Below are 18,865 nucleotides of genomic sequence, written 5' to 3' on the forward strand. Positions count from 1 at the left end.
TCCTTTTAAAGGCTCCCCCATCATTTATTATGGGGGAGCTGTCGTGAAGCGACTGAGGGGGCTTAGTGTGATTAAACGCGAGTTTTCCGTTTCAATTCATAACGTGGCAAAAGCTCAACGTCTGCCCCCTCCGTCACGGCAAAAATGCCGTGACACCTTTTTCTGGCGAAAACGGCAACCCTTTTGGGCTACGCCCATTTCCCCTGACAGGGGAATTTCCCGTAACAAGTAACGGGGGAGGCTTTAAATGATTTCTTAACTGATAAACTCAAATTCCAAGTCGTAAATCGACACGGTGTCGCCGTCCTGACAGCCTTTTTCCTTTAGCGCTTCGATTACGCCGCCGTTTGTCAGGACTCTTTGGAAGTAATTTAAGCTCTCGTAATCGTCAAAGTTGATTCCGCGCATAACCTGCAAGAGCCAATCGGCTTCGACAGTGTAAATTCCGTTAACATTCTTGATTGTAACGCTGTGGTCGTCAAAGTCCTCGACGGTCAAAACAGGCGCAGGCTCTGCCTCATACCGCGCAATCGGCGGAAGCTGTGAGAGCATTTCCTGAATTTTTTTAAGCAGAGGGTCGACGTCGTAGCGGATAGCCGCCATAATCGGAAAAAAGTCGTAGCCCTTTTCCGTCACGTACTGCTTGAACTCCTCAATCTGCTCGTCGGTAGCCATATCGCACTTGTTGCCTGCGACAATCATCGGTCTTTCGGCAAGCTCAGGATTGAACTTTTCGAGCTCGGAATTAATCGCGTCAAAGTCCTCCTTAGGATCTCTGCCCTCACTGCCCGAAACATCTACGATATGCACGAGCATACGGCAGCGCTCAATATGGCGGAGGAACTGATGACCGAGACCTGTTCCCTGCCAAGCGCCCTCGATTAGTCCGGGGATATCAGCCATTACAAAGCTCGAGCCCTCGCCCATTGATACCACGCCGAGTACGGGTGTGATGGTGGTGAAGTGGTAGTTGGCAATTTCGGGCTTTGCCTGCGAAACCACCGAGATAAGCGTGCTTTTGCCGACATTCGGAAAGCCTACAAGTCCGACATCGGCAAGCAATTTAAGTTCAAGCACAACGTCAAATTCCTCGCCGGGAAGTCCGGGCTTTGCGAACCTCGGAACCTGCCTTACGGGGGTGGCAAAATGGGGATTTCCCCAGCCGCCCTTGCCGCCCTTCGCGACGATATGGGGCTCGTCGTCGGAGATATCCGCGAGAATTCTGTTTGAGCTCTCCTCTTTGATGAGCGTACCCATCGGCACGCGGATAATCAAGTCGTCGGCGTTTTTGCCGCGACAGCGTCCGCCCTTGCCGTTTTCGCCTTTTTTGGCTATATATTTGCGCTTATAGCGAAAGTCCGCGAGGGTTGACAGGTTGGTGTCGGCTACAAAGACGATGTTTCCGCCACGTCCGCCGTCGCCGCCGTCGGGACCGCCTGCGGCAACGTATTTTTCACGGTGAAACGCAACGGCACCGTCGCCGCCGTCACCTGCTTTTATTTTTATATGGGCTTTATCTACAAACATTTCTATACCCTCCGGGTAGTTAATTGATAATTGATAATGGAAAATGGATAATTAATGACGGGCTCTGCCCGTACCCGATTTAAAGTAGTGCAGAGCGCTAGAAAAAGATAGATTCGCGCCACATTAATTCAGTCGGGCACAAAACGTTTCGGCAATACAAACTTATATTCACGACCGAAATTATCAATTGTCCATTATCAATTTTACATTATAAAAAGAGGGCGGATAAATATCCACCCTCAAAAAATCTTATTGCTCAACAGGGTAAACGCTTGCGCGCTTTCTGTCCTTGCCAACGCGCTCAAATCTGAGAACGCCGTCAATCTTTGCGAATAATGTATCGTCAGAGCCCTTGCCGACATTGTTGCCGGGGTGAATGTGGGTTCCTCTCTGCTTTACGAGAATGTTGCCTGCGAGAACCTTCTGTCCGTCCGCACGCTTAACGCCGAGACGCTTTGACTCGCTGTCACGGCCGTTCTTTGTAGAACCCATACCTTTTTTATGAGCGAATAACTGAATGTTTATTTTAAGCATTACCTTACACCTCCGAAATTTTTACTTTAATAAATTCTTTGTACTCTTCTTTAAGAGCGTTTAAGTGGAGCAGAAAACCGTTCAGGATGACCTCGGCGGTTTTTGCGTCCTGCTTTGACAGACTTAACTTCATAAATCCGTCGTTCACGGTAATTTCAGCGTTTAGCTGCTGAACATCGGTGATAGTGTTCGCGGTCATATAAGCCGCGGATGAGACTGCCGAACAAACAATGTCGGAGCCTTGTTCGGAAAAATCCGAATGTCCGCTGATTTCAAAGCCGAGAACATAACCGCCCTTTACCGTAAAGATTGCGTTAATCATTACGCCTCGATTGATGTAATCTTAACCTTAGTGTAAGGCTGTCTGTGACCTTTTACTCTCTTCTCGCCCTTCTTAGGCTTGTAGGTAGCAACTCTGATCTTCTTGCCTTTACCGTTCTTGATAACTTCTGCTGTAACCTTAGCGCCCTCAACGAGAGGTGTGCCAACCTTGATGCCGTCGTCTGTACCGAGTGCAACAACGTCGAAGGTTACTGTGTCGTTTGCTTCGGCTTCAAGCTTTTCAATAAAGATAACTTCATCGTTTGTTACCTTGTACTGCTTTCCGCCTGTCTGAATAACTGCGTACATATTCTCCATCCTTTTTATTGGGCTCGCTATCTGCGGGTGAACTTATGTTACTTGGTTAAGAGCGCACTTGCCCCCTAACCCGCAATATGCGGCTTATATACTATAACATAAGCAAAGCTAAATGTCAAGCGTTTATTATTAGAGTTTAGATTTTAGAGTTAAGAGTTTAATTTTGTTCTTTACCAAATCCTAAATTAACACTCGCGTTATCCTTAAAATTCACTAAACTCTAAACATTAAACTCTAAACTCTATTCAATACCGTTCTGTATCTTGCACGCCTTGATTGTGTTTTTCATCAGCGTTGCGATTGTCATCGGGCCTACTCCGCCGGGTACGGGAGTTATGTATGAGCACTTGTCTTTGACGTTTTCAAAGTCAACGTCGCCGCAGAGCTTGCCGTTTTCGTCGCGGTTCATTCCCACGTCGATTACAACCGCGCCGTCCTTTACCATATCCGCTGTGACAAACTTTGCTCTGCCAACCGCGGCAACAAGAATATCTGCTCTTTGGCAGACCTCTTTGAGGTTCTTTGTCCTGCTGTGGCAGATTGTCACCGTGCCGTTTTCGTGGAGCAGCAGCATTCCCATCGGCTTGCCGACAATGTTGCTTCTTCCGATTACCACGCACTGTTTGCCCTCAACGGGGATTTCGTACTGGTGGAGCATTTCCATCACTCCTGCCGGTGTGCAGGGTAAAAAGTCGTACTCGCCGAGCATAATTTTGCCGACGTTTACGGCGTGAAATGCGTCAACGTCCTTTTTCGGGCTGATTCTCTCGATAACCGACTTGTCGTCGAGGTGCTTCGGCAGGGGTAACTGAACCAAAATCCCGTTGATGTCGTCTTTATTGTTGAGCGTATCAACGAGCGATAAAAGCTCTTCCTGAGTGGTTTCCGCAGGAAGCGCGTACTCCTCGCTTTTGAAGCCGACAAGCTCACAGGCTTTCTTTTTATTGTTAACGTATACGCGCGAAGCCGGATCGTCACCGACGATTACAACCGCGAGTCCGGGTGTTACGCCGTGCTCCTTAACGAGCCTTTCGCACTCAAGCCTTACTCTTTCTTTTACGTTTGCCGACACCTTTTTTCCGTCGATAATTTGCATAGAAAGGATCCTCCCTTTTAATATTAATAATTAAGCAGATTAAGCCGACCACTACCAAAATTGCCGACAAAAGCTGTGAAACTCTTACGTCCATTCCGAAGATTTGGAAAGGCAGATACAGGCTGTCCGTCCTTAAGCCCTCAACAAATGTGCGCTCCAAGCCGTACCACACGAGGTACATATAAAACATCTGTCCTGCGTAGCGTTGGCGGTACTTTCCGTAGAAGTGGAGCAGGAAAAATCCGAGCAGACACCAGAGCGATTCGTATAAAAAGCACGGATGAACCGCGATATTGTTCGTGCCCTCGCTCATCATCGCCCACGGCAGACCTGTGGGAGTGCCGTAAGCCTCCTGGTTCATAAAGTTGCCCCAGCGGCCTATTCCCTGCCCGATTAAAAACGATATCATCGTGACGTCGAGAATGGGCATAATCTTCATCTTCTGGATTTTCGCGACGATTAAGCCGCCGAGCAGAGCGCCGATTATTCCGCCGTAGATGGCGAGGCCGCCCTCGTTGATTTTAATAATATCAATAAACTTGCCGGGAACAAAGTACTCCTCCCAGTGAAAAACACAGAAATACAGCCTTGCGCCGATAACGCCTGTTACAATGCCGACCAAAACGCAGTTAAAGAGCTTGTTCCAGTTGACGTTGTACCTCGCGGCGTTTTTGTAGGCGTAGAAAATCGCCAAAAACAGGCCGACCATAATGATTACGCCGTACCAGTATATTTTGAAGGTTCCGATCTGAAACGCCACGCGGCTGATGTCAAACTGCCAGCCGAGGTACGGAAATACTACGTGAAAATTATCCATATTACACCTCCGCGCCCTCGGGCTTGATAACGGACAGCGTGCAGTTGTTAACGTCGAGCATTTCCGAAAGCCTTGCGGTTATATCGTCAAAGGTCGTCCCGGCAACCGCGTCGATATAGCTGAAAAGCTCGTTGCCGTTGAAGTGGTAGGCTTCAATGGTATTCGCGATTGAGCCGACGTTGTTGAGCGAGGAAATAACGTCGCCGTAAACGGATTTTTTGGCGATTTCAAAGTCCTCTTTTTCGAGTCCGTTTTTCTTTACGTCCGCGATATACTGCTTGATAATCTCAGCCGCCTGTCTCGGTGAGCGCGATTCTCCGCCGAAAATCACCGAGCAATAGCCCGGACCTTCGAACAGCTCGTAGGTAAAGGAGCTGTTAATCAGGTTTTCGTCCATAAGCTTTCTGTAGAGCTTGCTCGTGGGCGACGCGAGCATTGAGAGCAAAATATCGGTCTGAGCGAGTTTTTTCTCGTCAATTTTTTCAGGACTCTCCTTAAAGCCGAGGTTAAACAGCGGCACCATTACAGGGAAGCTCTGCTCAACGTAGGGATTTACAATCTCGGACGGTTCATCTTCAAAGTAATTTGTAATTTTATGCTCCTCGCAGGGCTTCAGCATTTTGTCGCAGATTTTTAGCACCTGCTCCACGGTCACGTTGCCTGCAACGCAGAGAGCCATATTGTTGAGATTATAAAAGGCGTTGTAGCAGTCGTAGAGCTTTTCGGCGGTGATTTCCGCGATAGACTCGACCGTACCTGCGATGTCAATTTTAACCGGGTGATTGTGGTACATATTTTCAAGCATATTGAACATCACGCGCCAGTCGGGAGAATCGTCGTACATCTTGATTTCCTGACCGATGATGCCCTGCTCCTTTGCCACGGTTTCCGCAGTGAAGTACGGATCCTGAACAAAGTCGAGCAAAATCTCAAAGCTCTCTTCGAACCTGTCGGTGCATGAGAAAAGATAGCAGGTCTTTTCAAAGCTGGTGTAGGCGTTTGCGGAAGCGCCTGTTTTTGCGTAACGCGCGAAGGCGTCGCCCTCCTCGCTCTCGAAAAGCTTGTGCTCAAGGTAGTGCGCAATGCCGTCGGGAACGGTGATTTTTTCTCCGCCGTCAACCGAAAAGCAGGTGTTAACACTGCCGTAGTTTGTACCGATAATGGCGTATGCCGAGCGGTAGCCCTCCTTGGGGTAAACGTAAATTGTAAGTCCCGAGCTGTGCTTTAGCTTAAAATAGCTGTCGTGAGCGCGTTCGGATTTAATCTCTGTAATATTCATCTGCTCACCCCTCACTTGTTTTTTAACACGTAAATTGTATCTAAGCTCAGCTTGTTAGCCGCCGCTATAATCTCGTCCTTGGTGACGGCGTTAATCTCAGCCGAGCGCTGTTCGATCGTCTTGAAGCCGTTTTCAAAGAGCTGGGAGCTGTACCAGTTCTCAATTCCGCCGACGGTGTCGTTTGAGGTATAGAAGGCGTTGATGACCGCCATTTTCGCTGAGTCAATTTCAAAATCGGTGATTACGCCGTTTTTCATATCATCAATCTCTTTTAAAATTCCCTGCTCGGCTTTTTCGACATTATCGCCCTCAACGCCGCTGTCGATAATCATAATGCCCTTGCGCCTGTCGTAGCGCGAGGAGCAGTAGTAGCAAAGGCTCTGCTTTTCGCGCACGTTGCAGAAAAGCTTTGAGCTCGCCGTACCGCCGAGAACCGCGCACATAAGGCTGACCACCGTGCAGTCGTCGTCTCCCGAGGCTGAACCCGTCCTAAAGCCCATAACGAGCTTTGACTGGGAAACTTCCATTTCCTCTGAAACGCGCTTGACCGAATCCGCAGAGCGGACAATGGTATTTGTTATCTCTACGGGCGAACGGTTGATTTTTTCAAAGGCGTTTTTGAAAACCTCAGCCGCCTTATCGGGCTCGCTGTCTCCAACGTAGAAAATCTCAAAGGTTGCGGTTTCGAGCAGGTTTTGCCATGTATTGTAAAGCGATTTTGAGGTTACGGCGTTAATCTGCTCGGCTGTGCCGTAGCGCTTAATTCCGTAGACCTCGTCGGCGCACATATTTTTAATAAGCTGTGAATTCGCGTAAATCCGCTTGTCGTTAAACTCGGAGTCGATAACCTCCAAAAGCTGTCTGCGCTCCTGCTCGACCTCGCCGCCGACAAACGCGCCGTCCTTAACGTTCGGCTCAAAAATAACCGAGCACAAAAGCCTTGAAAGCTCCTGAGTAATGCTCTCGTTTTCGAGCGCGTAACGGTCGTCAAGCCCCGAGGCTGAAACGCAAATCACCTGACGGTCGCCGTTTTTTGCAACGCTGACATTCAAATCCGCACCGTAAAGGGCGCTCAGCTTTTTGCTGAGGACGGTAAAATCGGGATATTCCCTGCATGAACGCGACAAAACGCCCGCAAGCAGCGCGTTTGCCGAAGCGGTCTCGGCGCTGAGCGGAAGGATAATATTCGCGGAAAGCTTCATAGTCTTAAAGCGGCTGTCGCGCACGCTGTTAAAATAGACGTTCTCGGCAAGGCATTGCCGGTTAATATTGCTCATCACATCATCTCCAAATACATATATGGTTTAGTATACCACATTTTTCAAAATATTAAAAGACAAATATTTTTCGGAATTAAATTCTTATTATGGCTATATTCATTAAACTCTTAACTCTAAACTCTCAACTCTCAACAAAATCCTTAACAACCTCTCCTGCGATAATTAATCCTGCTACCGACGGGACGAAGGCTACCGACGCAGGGGTATCACGGCGGTTGGGGTTATCGGGATCTACAGGGCGGACGGGGCGCTTGGGCGGTTCCTTGGAATAGACAACCTTTAGGCTTTTTATTCCGCGCTTACGGCATTCGGTGCGCATTACCCTCGCGAGCGGACAAACAGAGGTTTTGTAAATATCGCTGACCTCGAACATCGTCGGGTCGAGCTTATTTCCTGCGCCCATAGCGCAGATTATCGGCGTATTTGCCGCCTTTGCGCTCTCAATCAGGCTTAGCTTCGCCTTGACGGTATCGACCGCGTCGATTACATAATCGTACTGCGTAAAATCAAAGCTGTCAGCGGTTTCGGGCAGGTAGAACATCTTATATACATTGACCTTACATTCGGGATTTATGCTCAAAACCCTCGACTTTGCCACCTCGACCTTGTACTCTCCGACGGTGTCGGACGTCGCGATAATTTGGCGGTTGATGTTCGACAGCGCGACCTTATCGCTGTCTATCAAATCAAGAGCGCCTACTCCGCTTCGCGCAAGCGCTTCAACCGCGTAACCGCCGACTCCGCCTACGCCGAACACGGCAATTCGCGCGGATTTTAGTTTTTCCATAGCTTTATCTCCGAGCAAAAGCTCTGTTCTCTGAAAACGGTTATCCATTGTTTTCCTTTCTGTCGTAACGCTCCAAAAAGCTGTGCATTTTGCCGTTTGTTTTGTACCCGGGGAAGGTGTCAAAATGCAGGTGGTGTATGCTGTTAAAAATATTTTTCTCGATATTCGGATTGTCTTTTTTAAGGCTTTTAATCAAGTCCTTTACCTCCTGCCGTTTTCCGCTTGAAAGGTGCTCTGTTCCGTCCAAGCCCTCGGTCATACGGCAGGCGCACTGCAAAAATTTTAGGTCATTATAATTCTTCCACCGAATTATATCATCCTCGTGTATGCAGTACATCGGGCGGATAAGCTCCATTCCCTCAAAGTTTGTACTGTGGAGCTTCGGCGGCATAGCCTGAAGCTGAGCGCCGTAAAACATAGCCATCACTGTGGTTTCTATCACGTCGGAAAAGTGGTGCCCGAGCGCGATTTTATTACAGCCGAGCGACTTCGCCTTATTGTACAAATGACCGCGGCGCATTTTTGCGCAGAGGTAGCAGGGGTAGCGGTCGGCTTTATCCGTAACGCTGAAAATATCCGTCTCAAAAACCGTCACGGGGATTTCGAGCAGACTTGCGTTATTTTCAATTTGAGCGCGGTTTTCGGCGCTGTAGCCGGGATCCATTACGAGGTAAACAAGCTCAAAGTCAAAATCGCTGTACCTGAGCAAAAGCTGCATAAGCTTTGCAAGGAGCATAGAGTCCTTTCCGCCCGAGATACAGACGGCAATTTTGTCTCCCTCTTTAATCAGCTCGTATTCCTTGACCGCCATAATAAACTTGTTCCAAATCTGCTTGCGGTATTTTTTTGTAATGCTTCTCTCTGCTTTTTGGCAGAGGGTTAAATCGTCGTTCATATTAAGCTCCGTTTAGGTGATGGTATGATTATAGCACAATTTCTTAAAAAAAGGAATGGACTAAATGCAAATCACTAAAAAAGCCTTCTGACCGGATAGTCAAAAGGCTTTTGTCTTAAAGAATACTCTCGATAGAGTCGAGCTGAACCTGAGTTGCAGAGCTCATAACTCCGTTCAGGAAGATTACATTTGTAATTCCCTTTTGCTGGCAGAAGGTTTTGAGGCTTCCGCTCCAGCTTCTGAAGTCGATTGAGTAAACCTCGCTGAAATTGTAGGTTAGGTACGGAACAAACGCGTTTCCGTAGCTCTCGTGGATAATAGCAATCTTTTCTCCGTTGGCGGAGGGACTGCTGCTTTTTAGTACTTCAAGCGGATTGTCGCCGTAGATAAATACGCCGTAGCCGTCAGCGCCGTCGTAGTAGGGGCTGTCGACCTCAAGCTCCTCGCCGTTTGAGTTAGTGATTGTATTCTTGACCTCGTACGGCAGTTTCCAGTAAGAGACGGTATCCTTGTTGAGCTCGGTTGAAGCCATACCTGAGAAAGTGCCGTTAAAGCCCTCGATTTTTGTTTCGGTACAGCTTGAAAGATTGAGCACCGGAAGCTTTGCCTGCTCGGCAAACGCGGTGTAGGCGTAATAAGCGCCCAAGCCCGTCCAGTGGTGGTCTGAGCTGAAATAAACGTAATCGTTGCAGTGCTCGGAGAGCTTGTTGTAAGCGTTAACGGGAATTACGTTTTTATTCATCGCGTCGTAAGCCGCCTTTACATACTCGTCCTGGGGCTGGGTATTTGCTCCGCCGTCGGAGTTTTTAAGCCTGTCGGGAAGTCCGAACTCGGTATGGTTGGGAGCTACAAGCGAATAGGTCTTTACCGAAGCTCCGAGACCGTCCGCCGCCTTATTCATAAGCTCGGCGTACCTCTGCGCCATAACGTCGGTACCGAAGAACAGCTCAAACGCCTGCTTGTTCCACACATACAATCCGCCGTCGTTCATACCGGTTGACTTTCCGTCATCCTTGATAGCAGGCTTGTTAAAGGTGAACTCGCGCGCAGGCTCGGTCGTGGGAACCTGAGTTTCGGTCGCAGTCTGCATAGCCGCGGCTTCCTTAGCCTTGTCGTCCTTACTGCCGCAGAGCATATTGGTGCACGAAGTTATAAGCACAACAACAAGAATTACAAGAAGAATAAAGACTGAAACAATTATAATTCTGTTCCTTGTTCTTTTCCTGTAAGTCTTTCTGTTTTTGCGGTTACGGTTGCTCTGAACCGCCCTTTGCTTGTATCTGTCGTAATCAAAATTATCTAAATCGTATTTATCCACTGTGTTTACCCTAAAATAAAATTATTGTGCAAGCACGTTATTTTTGATTATTTAATCGCGTTATTAACAATCTCCATAATGCCGTCGTAGTCGCTTGCAACTACCAGTGTTACAAAGTTGCCGTTCTGGGTAACCTTGCACTTTTTAACAAGCTCAACCTGGTCTGCGCTGTATGAAGAATAGGTGCTGTAAATTGACTGGTATCTTGCGTCGAGCGCCTTTTTAACGCTGTCGGAAGCGGTCTTGTCAACAGCCTCTACAAGTACAATCTCAACAGGTGCGGACGAGGTGTCGGGATTAATCTCGGCAGCGAACTGCTTAACGTCCTTTTCGGCAATTGAGTAGTATTTATCGAGGTCGGCAACCTCTTTAAGCTCCTTGAGTCCGCCTGTAGCGTCGCTGTACTTTGCGTTAACGTCTGTCATAACCTTTTTGAGGTCAACAGAACTTCCGCCGCAGCCCGCAAAAGCGAGTACAAGGATAATCGCTGCCATTGTAGCTGTAATAATTCTTTTCATATTGGTATCCCCTTTACATATTTTTTGCGATATCATTATAACACAGAAAAATCAATAATAATATATAAATGACAAAATTTTTATATTTTAAATAATAAAACTTTTATTTTTCGGAAATTGTATTGTATTTTGAGAACCCTTTGTGAATATGCTTCACTTTTATTCGGGTTTTAGAACGGTCTGCCTCCGTTGAGCAGGTCAAACACATAGTTCAGCCATCCCATAACGTGAGCGCCGAGGATTGCCGAGGTAATTATAACCGCGCCCTTGTTGTTCTTTTCGACGAGCTTGTTGTGCTTATACATCGAAACCGCGCAGAAAATTCCGACCGCGAAGTACGACGACCAAAGGAAATTGCCGTGGTTAAGCCTCCAGCCGTCCTCGTAAACAAAGAAGGTAATCGCGAGGTTTGTGACCATCTGCAAAACTCCGAAGGCGTAAAACTTATCCTTTACAACGTCCCTGAAGCAGTAAGCCAAAATAGCGAGAGGAAAGACCATAGACAGGAAAATCGTAATCAGCGAATACTGGTTCATCGCGTTAAGCGCCGTCATAAAGCCTATTCTCAGGTGCGAGGAGTCGTCGAAAACCTTGCTCTGCTGGAACAAAGTCAGTCCGATACTCGGCAAAACCGCCGTGCCGACAATGATGTAATTCAGGATATTTTTGCCTTTGTGCCTGAAGAAATCAATTATCAGCACACATAGTACCGCGAGTGAAAAGCCGACGATAAAGTTCGGCTTAAACGCCGTGGTAAGGAGCATAAGCCCTGTGAAAATCAGCCATTGTTTAACGCTGATACGCTTGGTGTGGTAGGTCTTGATAAACGTCAGGAAGTAGTAAACCGACAAAATCGCAAAGGGCTTCATCGCGATATAGGTTGGGTTGTGGTAGACGTTAAAGTTGAGGATAACCTCGTAGCGGAATGTGCCGACAAACGGAATGAGCGGAATGATAATCTTGAAGAACATATTGCACATCCAGGCGTAAACCCAGACAATCCACTTGTCCTTGTGCGGCATTAAAAACTGCAAAAGCTTTTTGGTTGCAAAAACTCCGAGCAGCAAAAGCGCCGTCTGATAAACCGCTATGCAGTCGCCGGGATTTGGGAGCATATTGAGCAGACCGAGGCATACATACGTAAGACTGTATAGGTTTTTGCCGGTCTTGAAAAACTCAATGTGCATGAGCATATCGGACATAAATCCGTTAGTTCCGTGGTAATACTGCTGGTGGAACAGAAAGATAAACATCACACAGTGAAGCACGAAGAAAATTATCGTCAGCACTCTGCAAGTGTTTGAGTACTTCGACCTTTGTTTTATAGGATTTGCATGGTTCATTATATTTCCCTCACAGAATTATAAATATCAAAATTCTCTCAATTTATAATTTTATCATCACGCAAAACGAATGTCAATACATATTTTATACGCACCGCCTCATACTAATAATAGCACTATTTTTCGAGGTGGGTTATGTATATTTACAATATGCCTTTAAGCTTTACAATGGCGCTTGCCCAACAGCCGAGGTCAGCCGAAAGCTTCAGAAATATGACCGACGACCAAAAGACCGAGGTTGTCAACAAGGCGAACACAATCAGGGATAAAAAGGATATGTGGAAGTTCGTTATGGAGATTAATTCAATGAAGAATTAATCTCAATTCAAAAAAATCGCCTGCTTCCAAGCAAACGCTTGAAAACAGGCAAATTTATATTATTTAACTTTTTCTAAAATCAATATCCCAGTCCGCCCTGAATAAGTACGCCGACGTAGTTCATCCAGCTGAAAACGTGAACTCCGAGAACTCCCGACGAAAGCGCCAATGCGCCGATACGTCTTTCCCTTGCAATCTCCACGTACTTTGTGATCGATACGATGAAAAGAATTCCGATTGCGAAGAACGACGACCATAAAAAGTTGCCGTGGCTGAGGCGGTGGCCTGTTTCATATACAAAGCAGGTAATGCCGAGGTTAATAATCATATGAAGCCAGCCGAAGGTGTATTTGCGGTCCTTGAGCAAATCCTTGAACACAAAGGCGAGAATGACAATCGGAAAGACCATAGAAAGCAAAATCTTAAAGCCCGGGTGATACGCCATTGCACGCAAGCCTACCATAAAGCCGATTTGCATTTTCGAGTCGGTGTCGGCTCCGAACAGCGTAATCTGCTGATATAGCATAACCGCTAAGCTCGGGAAAACCGTTGTTCCCAGGGCAACACAGCGCAGGAAGATTTTTCCCCTGTGCCTGATGAAGTCGAAAATCAACACGCAGAGCATTGAAACCGAAAAGCCTATCATAAAGTTCGGCTTAAACAACGTTGTAAGGAGCATTAAGCCCGAGAAAATGAACCACTCGGAAACCTTTATTCCCTTCTCTGTGTACTTGTTCATCAGCCTCAAGAAGAACCAAACCGAAAAAATTGCGAACGGCTTCATCATAATATAGGTCGGGTTGTGGTAAACGTTGAAGTTGAGCATTCCCCTGACGTCAAGGCTGCCGATATGCGGAATGTAGGTGAGGTTAAATGTAAAGAACATATTCGCCAAAAACGCGAAAACCCATACAATCCAGCGGTTAACCTTTGGCATAAGGTGTTGTAAAAGCACCTTGGAAGCCACTATACCTAACAGCAAAAACGACGTCAGCATTATACAGGTTACTCCGCCGCGGTGAACCAGCTTGTCCGCAAAGCCGAGCAGGTAATAGGTCAGGCTGTACATATTTTTTCCGAGTCTTGAAAACGCGATATGCGTGTGCAAATCCGCACTGTACTGATACGGCGAGCCGAGCCAGTATTGGCGGTGAAACAGAATTGTAAAGAAGATTGCGTAACCGATAAACAGTGCGAAGGTCAGAATTTTACAGATCAGCGCAATCCTTTTCTCCTCAGATGTTGTCCTCAAATTTCTCATAGAAATATCCTTTCAAAGGTATTATATCTATTTTAACACCCTGACATATTTATGTCAATAGAAAACACCTTAGGCAAATTCGTCAAAATTTAAAGAGTAAAAATTGCAATTTCCCTCTTGACAAGTTAGCCGATGATAACTATAATGATATAAGGATTGGTTAGCTTTAACTAACCTGAAAACGGAGGTGTAAAAATGTTCCCCCTGGCAATGGCGGACGTTGGCGAAACTTATATAATCAAGAAAATCGGCGGCAGTCCCGAAGTGAAAAAACACCTTGAAAACCTTGGCTTTGTAGCCGGCGGCGATGTTACCGTAATCAGCGCGCTCGGCAACAATGTTATTGTGAAGGTCAAGGAGTCCAGAGTTGCCATAAGCGAAGAAATGGCAAGAAAAATTATGGTATGATTTTGTAATAGAAAGGATGGAAAGAATGAAAACTCTTAGAGAGGTCAACATCGGAGAAACCGTAACCGTAAAAAAGCTCCATGGCGAAGGCGCTGTTAAGCGCAGAATTATGGATATGGGAATTACCAAGGGCGTAGAGGTTTACGTTCGCAAGGTTGCTCCGCTCGGAGATCCCATTGAAATCACCGTGCGCGGATACGAGCTTTCGCTCAGAAAAGCCGACGCTCAGATGATTGAGGTTGAATAACCATTTATTTTTAACATAAGGTTAGCTAAACCTAACCGCAGAAAGGAATAAAGCTATGAGTTTAACAATCGCCCTTGCGGGCAACCCTAACAGCGGTAAAACCACGCTGTTTAACGCCTTAACAGGCTCTAACCAGTTTGTCGGCAACTGGCCCGGCGTTACCGTTGAAAAAAAGGAAGGCAAGCTCAAAAAGCACAGCGACGTAACCGTCACCGACCTTCCGGGAATTTACTCGCTCTCCCCCTACACGCTTGAGGAGGTTGTTGCGAGAAATTATCTTATTGACGAACATCCCGACGCGATTCTGAATATCGTCGACGGTACAAACCTTGAAAGAAACCTTTACCTGACAACCCAGCTTACAGAGCTCGGAATTCCCGTTGTTGTAGCGGTAAATATGATGGATATTGTCAGGAAGAACGACGATAAAATCGATATCAAGGAGCTCTCCGAAAAGCTCGGCTGCAAGGTTGTGGAGATTTCCGCGCTTAAGGGCACAGGAATTACCGAAGCCGCAAACGCCGCAATTGAAGCCGCTAACAATACAAAGACCGTTCCCCAGCACACGTTCTCGGGAGTTGTTGAACACGCGCTTGCCCACATTGAGGAAGCCTGCGTTCACGATATGCCCGAGGAGCAGCAGCGCTGGTACGCAATCAAGGTTTTTGAGCGCGACGAAAAGGTAATCAGCAAATTAAACATCGACGAAAAGACGTTTGCACACATTGAAGGCGACATTAAAGCCGCCGAAAAGGAGCTTGACGACGATTCGGAGTCAATCATCACAAACGAGCGTTACGTATACATAGCCACGGTAATCAAGTCGTGCTACACAAAGAAAAACCGCGGCAAGCTGTCCACCTCGGACAAAATCGACAAGATTGTTACAAACCGCTGGCTCGGACTTCCGATTTTCCTCGTCGTGATGTTCCTTGTTTACTACATCTCGATGGTTACAGTCGGACAGTTTGCGACCGACTGGATGAACGACGGCGTATTCGGAGACGGCTTCCACCTGTTCGCAATCGGCTCTTCCGAATACGAGGAGCACGCAGAGGCAATCGGCGTTCTGACAGGCTCAGCGGAAGCCGCAGGCAACGAGGCTGTGCTAAAGGCGCTCGACTTTGAAAACGAAGAATACAGCCCCGAAGCCGCTGTAAAAGCGGTCAACAGCTTCGCCGCAAGCGTAAAGGACAGCGACGAATTCACCTACGAGGTCGAGGACGAGGAAACCCTCGAAATCACCAAGGAAACCTCAAAGGGCGAGGACGTAAAGAACGCCGCCAAGGTGTTTGAAAAGAACGAAGGCAAGCCCGACAATCCTGCCGAGTTCGGCGTATGGATTCCCGGTATTCCGGTAGTAGTCGGCAACTGGCTTGAAGCCGCAAAGGCTCCCGAATGGCTGAGTTCGCTTATACTCGACGGTATCATCGCCGGCGTAGGCGCGGTTCTCGGATTTGTACCGCAAATGCTTGTGTTGTTCTTCCTGCTCGCGTTTTTGGAAGCGTGCGGATATATGGCGCGTATCGCCTTTGTGCTCGACAGAATTTTCCGCCGTTTCGGTCTTTCGGGCAAGTCGTTTATTCCGATTCTTATCGGTACGGGCTGCGGAATTCCCGGTATTATGGCTTCGCGTACAATTGAAAATGAGCGCGACCGCCGTATGACAATTATGACAACCACCTTTATCCCCTGCGGAGCAAAGGTTCCGTTTATCGCTATGATGGCAGGCGCATTGTTCGGCGGATCGCCGTGGGTATCGACCTCGGCTTACTTCATCGGTATGGCGGCTATCATCGTATCGGGTATTATGCTTAAAAAGACTAAGCCGTTCTCAGGCGAGCCTGCTCCGTTTGTTATGGAGCTTCCTGCCTACCACCTCCCCACACTCGGCAACGTTCTGCGTTCAATGTGGGAGCGCGGCTGGTCGTTCATCAAAAAGGCAGGCACAATCATCCTGCTCTCGACAATCGTTCTTTGGTTCCTCAGCCGCTTCGGCTTTGTTGACGGCGCGTTTACAATGCTCGGTGAGGAAGAAATCGGCAACAGTATTCTCGCTGTAATCGGTAACGGTATCGCATGGCTTTTCGCACCGCTCGGCTGGGGCAACTGGCAGGCGGCTGTGGCTTCAATCACAGGTCTTATCGCCAAGGAGAACATCGTCGGCACAATGGGCGTGCTCTACGGCGGCGGAGAAATCTCGACCTGGGCTATGATTGCAAGGGTATTCACAGGCGTTACAGGCTTCTCGTTCCTCGTGTTCAACCTGCTCTGCGCACCGTGCTTTGCGGCAATGGGCGCAATTAAGCGTGAGATGAACTCAGCAAAATGGACGTTCTTCGCAATCGCTTACCAGTGCATTTTCGCCTACGCAATCGCCTTTATGATTAACCAAATCGGCGGCGCGTTCACGGGCAGTCTGAATGTAATCGGACTGATTATCGCAATACTTTTGATTGCATTTATGCTCTTTATGCTGTTCAAGCCGTACAAGGAATCAAACAAGCTTACAAAGAACGTAAAGATTAAATAAGATTAGTTTTGAAAGGAGCAAAGCATATGTGGTTTGCGGAAAATATCGGTACAATTATTGTTGTCGCTATACTTTTACTGGTAGTGGGAGCCGCCGTTTTCTCGATTGTCAGGAGCAAAAGGAAGGGCAAATCCCCGTCCTGCGGCTGCGGCTGCGCCAACTGCGCAATGCACGGCTCCTGCCATAAAAACAGCAAGACAAATTAATCCATCCCATCACAAAACCGCCGTTCCCAACTTTTTGGGACGGCGGTTTATTTTTCTTTTCTTATTCTGATTAAATAGACTATCAGGTACGACAGCACGCCTACCGAAACGCCTATTGTGTTCATTATCACATCGTCGGTCTCGCACCTGCCCAAAATAAAAATATACTGGCAGGCTTCTACAATCACAGACAGCAAAAATCCCGTGCCGATTGTTATTAACGGCTTTAGCTTGAGCTTTTTCGGCAGTGCAAACGGCATACTCATTCCGAGCGGAACAAAAAGCAGAATATTCATATACATTGTGCGGTAAAACTCAGGCTGGGTTTTCGCGTAAGTAAACGATACAAACGGAATTAGGCTGACATCATGAGAGCCGTTGCTGTTTCTTTTGAGAATTGTCAGCGACAAAATCAGCAAAAGTGACAGGCATAAGCCTGTAATCGCAAAAATCCGCCGCGGTTTTTTCGGCAATATTAGCATTAATACCGCCCAGACAACGAACATCACGGCTGTTTCTATATATACCATATTCATCGGCTGAGTGTAAAAATAATGATAAATATACATCATTCACTCCGGTTTATTTAGTCTTAAAAAGCTCCATCTGACCGTAAATGCTCTTTCGCTTACCGGCTTCCCTGAGCATAGCGGACGTATCCTTGTTCTTCCTTTTTCCGCTGAGGAGCAAAGCGGCGTACTTGCCTCCCTCGGCAACCCAGCCGACCGGCAAAAACACCTTTTTGCGGCTTATCCATTTATAATCGTCATAGACCTTTTTGTTAAGCGTAGAAAAAGCCTGTGAAACAATGCCTTTGTTGTCGACGGTGCGCTCGCCGCGGTTTGAGATGTACTTAATCTCGCGGTAGCGGTTCATATCCTTTTTGCCGAAGTTACCGCCGCTGATGATGTCGTCGATAACACCGTCGAGCAAATCGTCGGTCACATTTGCGCTATGCGCCCATTCCTTGCGCGAAATGCCGAGGTATTTTTCGCTTACCAGGGTAAGAATTTGCGCGAATTTCCACATTCCGTACGACTTTAGCTTACTCTCAAAAACCGCCGAAAACTCAGCGCTTTCAAAGCTGTTCGCAAACACAGCCCAGTCGCACAAATGCCTCAGCCCTATACCCTCGCTCGTCATATGCGAAATCACGTGCAACAGCATTATCAGCCCGTGGCGGAATTCGTCGGGAATACGGCAGGTAACGCCGTCGAGGGTAATCAGCCTTGATGTGCTTATTGTTTTGTTAATTTCTCTTTTTATCCGCACACCTGCCACTCCGCCGGGAACGCCGTTTACGGAGCGGTGCTGCTCCCAAATTCCGTACGGCTCTTTTCTGGCAAAAGCCATGTGGATATCGTCGTCGCCGTCGCCGTGGTCGAACTCAAAGCCTGCGTTAATCACCGCGGACTTTGCGCGTGAAAAGTCAATTTCGTCAACAAGATAATCCACGTCGCCCATATCTCGCAGAGACGCCTCGGGATAATAGTAAGCCGAGGCAATACCCTTGATTGCGCAGTACGGAATACCGTTTTCGCTCATAATCGCGTGAAGCTCGCCGTGCTGCATAAAGTTATTTGTATTGGCAGTGATATTTGCAAAGAAGGCTTCCTGATTTTTCGGGTAGAGTTCGGGAGAATTTTCGAGTATCTGCTTGCCCAAAAGCGAAAAGACGGTCGTAAAAACCGTCTGAGCTTTAGCTTCTTTTAATATTGCCGGATATGATTTCGGATTAATCTCCGGCTGTTCTCCGCCGAACAGCTGACAGCGCAAAATTTGCAGCAGCTGCTTTTGAATATCAGTCATATTACCTCTTGTTTGCATATCTTGTTTTAAGGCAATACCGCATAATTCAG

General features: G+C 47.4%; 21 protein-coding genes. 5 read left to right on the forward strand and 16 right to left on the reverse strand.

Annotation, left to right across the window (positions count from 1 at the left end; all coding sequences use genetic code 11):
- Positions 1–255 precede the first annotated feature (255 nt).
- The 13 genes from obgE to AB1I50_RS03295 form a co-directional block, all read right to left on the reverse strand.
- Entirely contained in the window at positions 256–1,527 is a 1,272-nt protein-coding gene (gene obgE, locus AB1I50_RS03235; protein WP_407724772.1) for a GTPase ObgE, read from the reverse strand.
- Positions 1,528–1,776: 249 nt separating this feature from the next.
- Entirely contained in the window at positions 1,777–2,061 is a 285-nt protein-coding gene (gene rpmA, locus AB1I50_RS03240) for a 50S ribosomal protein L27 (protein WP_407724773.1), read from the reverse strand.
- Between the two features lie 4 nt (positions 2,062–2,065).
- Complete coding sequence (locus AB1I50_RS03245) at positions 2,066–2,383, reverse strand: ribosomal-processing cysteine protease Prp (RefSeq protein ID WP_407724774.1); 318 nt, start codon at positions 2,381–2,383, stop codon at positions 2,066–2,068.
- On the reverse strand, positions 2,383–2,691 hold the full coding sequence (gene rplU / locus AB1I50_RS03250; protein WP_407724775.1) for a 50S ribosomal protein L21: 309 nt from the start codon (positions 2,689–2,691) through the stop codon (positions 2,383–2,385). Before rplU ends, AB1I50_RS03245 begins: the two co-directional genes overlap by 1 nt.
- A 250-nt stretch (positions 2,692–2,941) precedes the next feature.
- Positions 2,942–3,796 (reverse strand): bifunctional methylenetetrahydrofolate dehydrogenase/methenyltetrahydrofolate cyclohydrolase FolD, encoded by an 855-nt coding sequence (folD, locus tag AB1I50_RS03255; RefSeq protein ID WP_407724776.1) that lies wholly within the window; start codon positions 3,794–3,796, stop codon positions 2,942–2,944.
- Positions 3,738–4,613: a prolipoprotein diacylglyceryl transferase gene (gene lgt / locus AB1I50_RS03260; protein WP_407724777.1), complete on the reverse strand. Its 876-nt coding sequence runs from the start codon at positions 4,611–4,613 to the stop codon at positions 3,738–3,740. Before lgt ends, folD begins: the two co-directional genes overlap by 59 nt.
- Before the next feature lies 1 nt (position 4,614).
- A complete protein-coding gene (yfmH, locus tag AB1I50_RS03265) occupies positions 4,615–5,892 on the reverse strand; it encodes an EF-P 5-aminopentanol modification-associated protein YfmH (RefSeq protein ID WP_407724778.1) in 1,278 nt (425 codons plus the stop codon).
- A gap of 11 nt (positions 5,893–5,903) precedes the next feature.
- Positions 5,904–7,169: an EF-P 5-aminopentanol modification-associated protein YfmF gene (yfmF, locus tag AB1I50_RS03270; protein ID WP_407724779.1), complete on the reverse strand. Its 1,266-nt coding sequence runs from the start codon at positions 7,167–7,169 to the stop codon at positions 5,904–5,906.
- Between the two features lie 124 nt (positions 7,170–7,293).
- Entirely contained in the window at positions 7,294–8,007 is a 714-nt protein-coding gene (locus AB1I50_RS03275) for a tRNA threonylcarbamoyladenosine dehydratase (RefSeq protein WP_407724780.1), read from the reverse strand.
- On the reverse strand, positions 8,000–8,854 hold the full coding sequence (locus AB1I50_RS03280) for a tRNA lysidine(34) synthetase (RefSeq protein WP_407724781.1): 855 nt from the start codon (positions 8,852–8,854) through the stop codon (positions 8,000–8,002). The genes AB1I50_RS03275 and AB1I50_RS03280 overlap by 8 nt, the downstream gene beginning before the upstream one ends.
- Before the next feature lie 115 nt (positions 8,855–8,969).
- Positions 8,970–10,172, reverse strand: a complete 1,203-nt coding sequence (locus AB1I50_RS03285) for a DHHW family protein (RefSeq protein WP_407724782.1) — start codon at positions 10,170–10,172, stop codon at positions 8,970–8,972.
- A gap of 47 nt (positions 10,173–10,219) precedes the next feature.
- Positions 10,220–10,690, reverse strand: a complete 471-nt coding sequence (locus AB1I50_RS03290; protein ID WP_407724783.1) for a DUF4358 domain-containing protein — start codon at positions 10,688–10,690, stop codon at positions 10,220–10,222.
- Between the two features lie 170 nt (positions 10,691–10,860).
- The gene (locus tag AB1I50_RS03295) at positions 10,861–11,946 is read right to left on the reverse strand and encodes a hypothetical protein (protein WP_407724784.1); all 1,086 of its coding nucleotides are present in this window, start codon (positions 11,944–11,946) and stop codon (positions 10,861–10,863) included.
- A 222-nt stretch (positions 11,947–12,168) separates the two neighbouring features.
- Between AB1I50_RS03295 and AB1I50_RS03300 the strand changes: the two genes are divergently transcribed.
- Positions 12,169–12,351 carry a hypothetical protein gene (locus AB1I50_RS03300; RefSeq protein WP_407724786.1) on the forward strand — a complete coding sequence of 61 codons (183 nt, stop codon included), beginning with the start codon at positions 12,169–12,171 and terminating at the stop codon, positions 12,349–12,351.
- Positions 12,352–12,430: 79 nt separating this feature from the next.
- Here AB1I50_RS03300 and AB1I50_RS03305 read toward each other — a convergent pair whose 3' ends face one another.
- Positions 12,431–13,612, reverse strand: a complete 1,182-nt coding sequence (locus AB1I50_RS03305) for a DUF2705 family protein (protein WP_407724788.1) — start codon at positions 13,610–13,612, stop codon at positions 12,431–12,433.
- A 195-nt stretch (positions 13,613–13,807) separates the two neighbouring features.
- On the opposite strand from AB1I50_RS03305, the gene AB1I50_RS03310 reads away from it, so the two are divergent.
- Genes AB1I50_RS03310 through AB1I50_RS03325 form a run of 4 tightly spaced genes read left to right on the forward strand, consistent with a single transcriptional unit; the run spans position 13,808 to position 17,006 of the window.
- Entirely contained in the window at positions 13,808–14,020 is a 213-nt protein-coding gene (locus AB1I50_RS03310) for a FeoA family protein (protein WP_407724790.1), read from the forward strand.
- Positions 14,021–14,045: 25 nt separating this feature from the next.
- Positions 14,046–14,267 carry a FeoA family protein gene (locus AB1I50_RS03315; RefSeq protein ID WP_407724792.1) on the forward strand — a complete coding sequence of 74 codons (222 nt, stop codon included), beginning with the start codon at positions 14,046–14,048 and terminating at the stop codon, positions 14,265–14,267.
- Between the two features lie 55 nt (positions 14,268–14,322).
- Entirely contained in the window at positions 14,323–16,800 is a 2,478-nt protein-coding gene (feoB, locus tag AB1I50_RS03320; protein WP_407724793.1) for a ferrous iron transport protein B, read from the forward strand.
- Positions 16,801–16,826: 26 nt separating this feature from the next.
- Positions 16,827–17,006, forward strand: coding sequence for a FeoB-associated Cys-rich membrane protein (locus AB1I50_RS03325; RefSeq protein WP_407724794.1), 180 nt, complete (start codon positions 16,827–16,829; stop codon positions 17,004–17,006).
- Positions 17,007–17,053: 47 nt separating this feature from the next.
- Here the strand turns inward: AB1I50_RS03325 and AB1I50_RS03330 are convergent, their stop codons facing one another.
- Both AB1I50_RS03330 and AB1I50_RS03335 read right to left on the reverse strand, forming a co-directional pair.
- Complete coding sequence (locus AB1I50_RS03330; RefSeq protein WP_407724795.1) at positions 17,054–17,578, reverse strand: VanZ family protein; 525 nt, start codon at positions 17,576–17,578, stop codon at positions 17,054–17,056.
- Between the two features lie 10 nt (positions 17,579–17,588).
- Positions 17,589–18,815: a nucleotidyltransferase family protein gene (locus AB1I50_RS03335; protein ID WP_407724797.1), complete on the reverse strand. Its 1,227-nt coding sequence runs from the start codon at positions 18,813–18,815 to the stop codon at positions 17,589–17,591.
- Positions 18,816–18,865 lie beyond the last annotated feature (50 nt).

Source organism: Ruminococcus sp. NATIVEDY161, from assembly GCF_045819895.1.
Taxonomy (GTDB): domain Bacteria; phylum Bacillota; class Clostridia; order Oscillospirales; family Acutalibacteraceae; genus Ruminococcoides.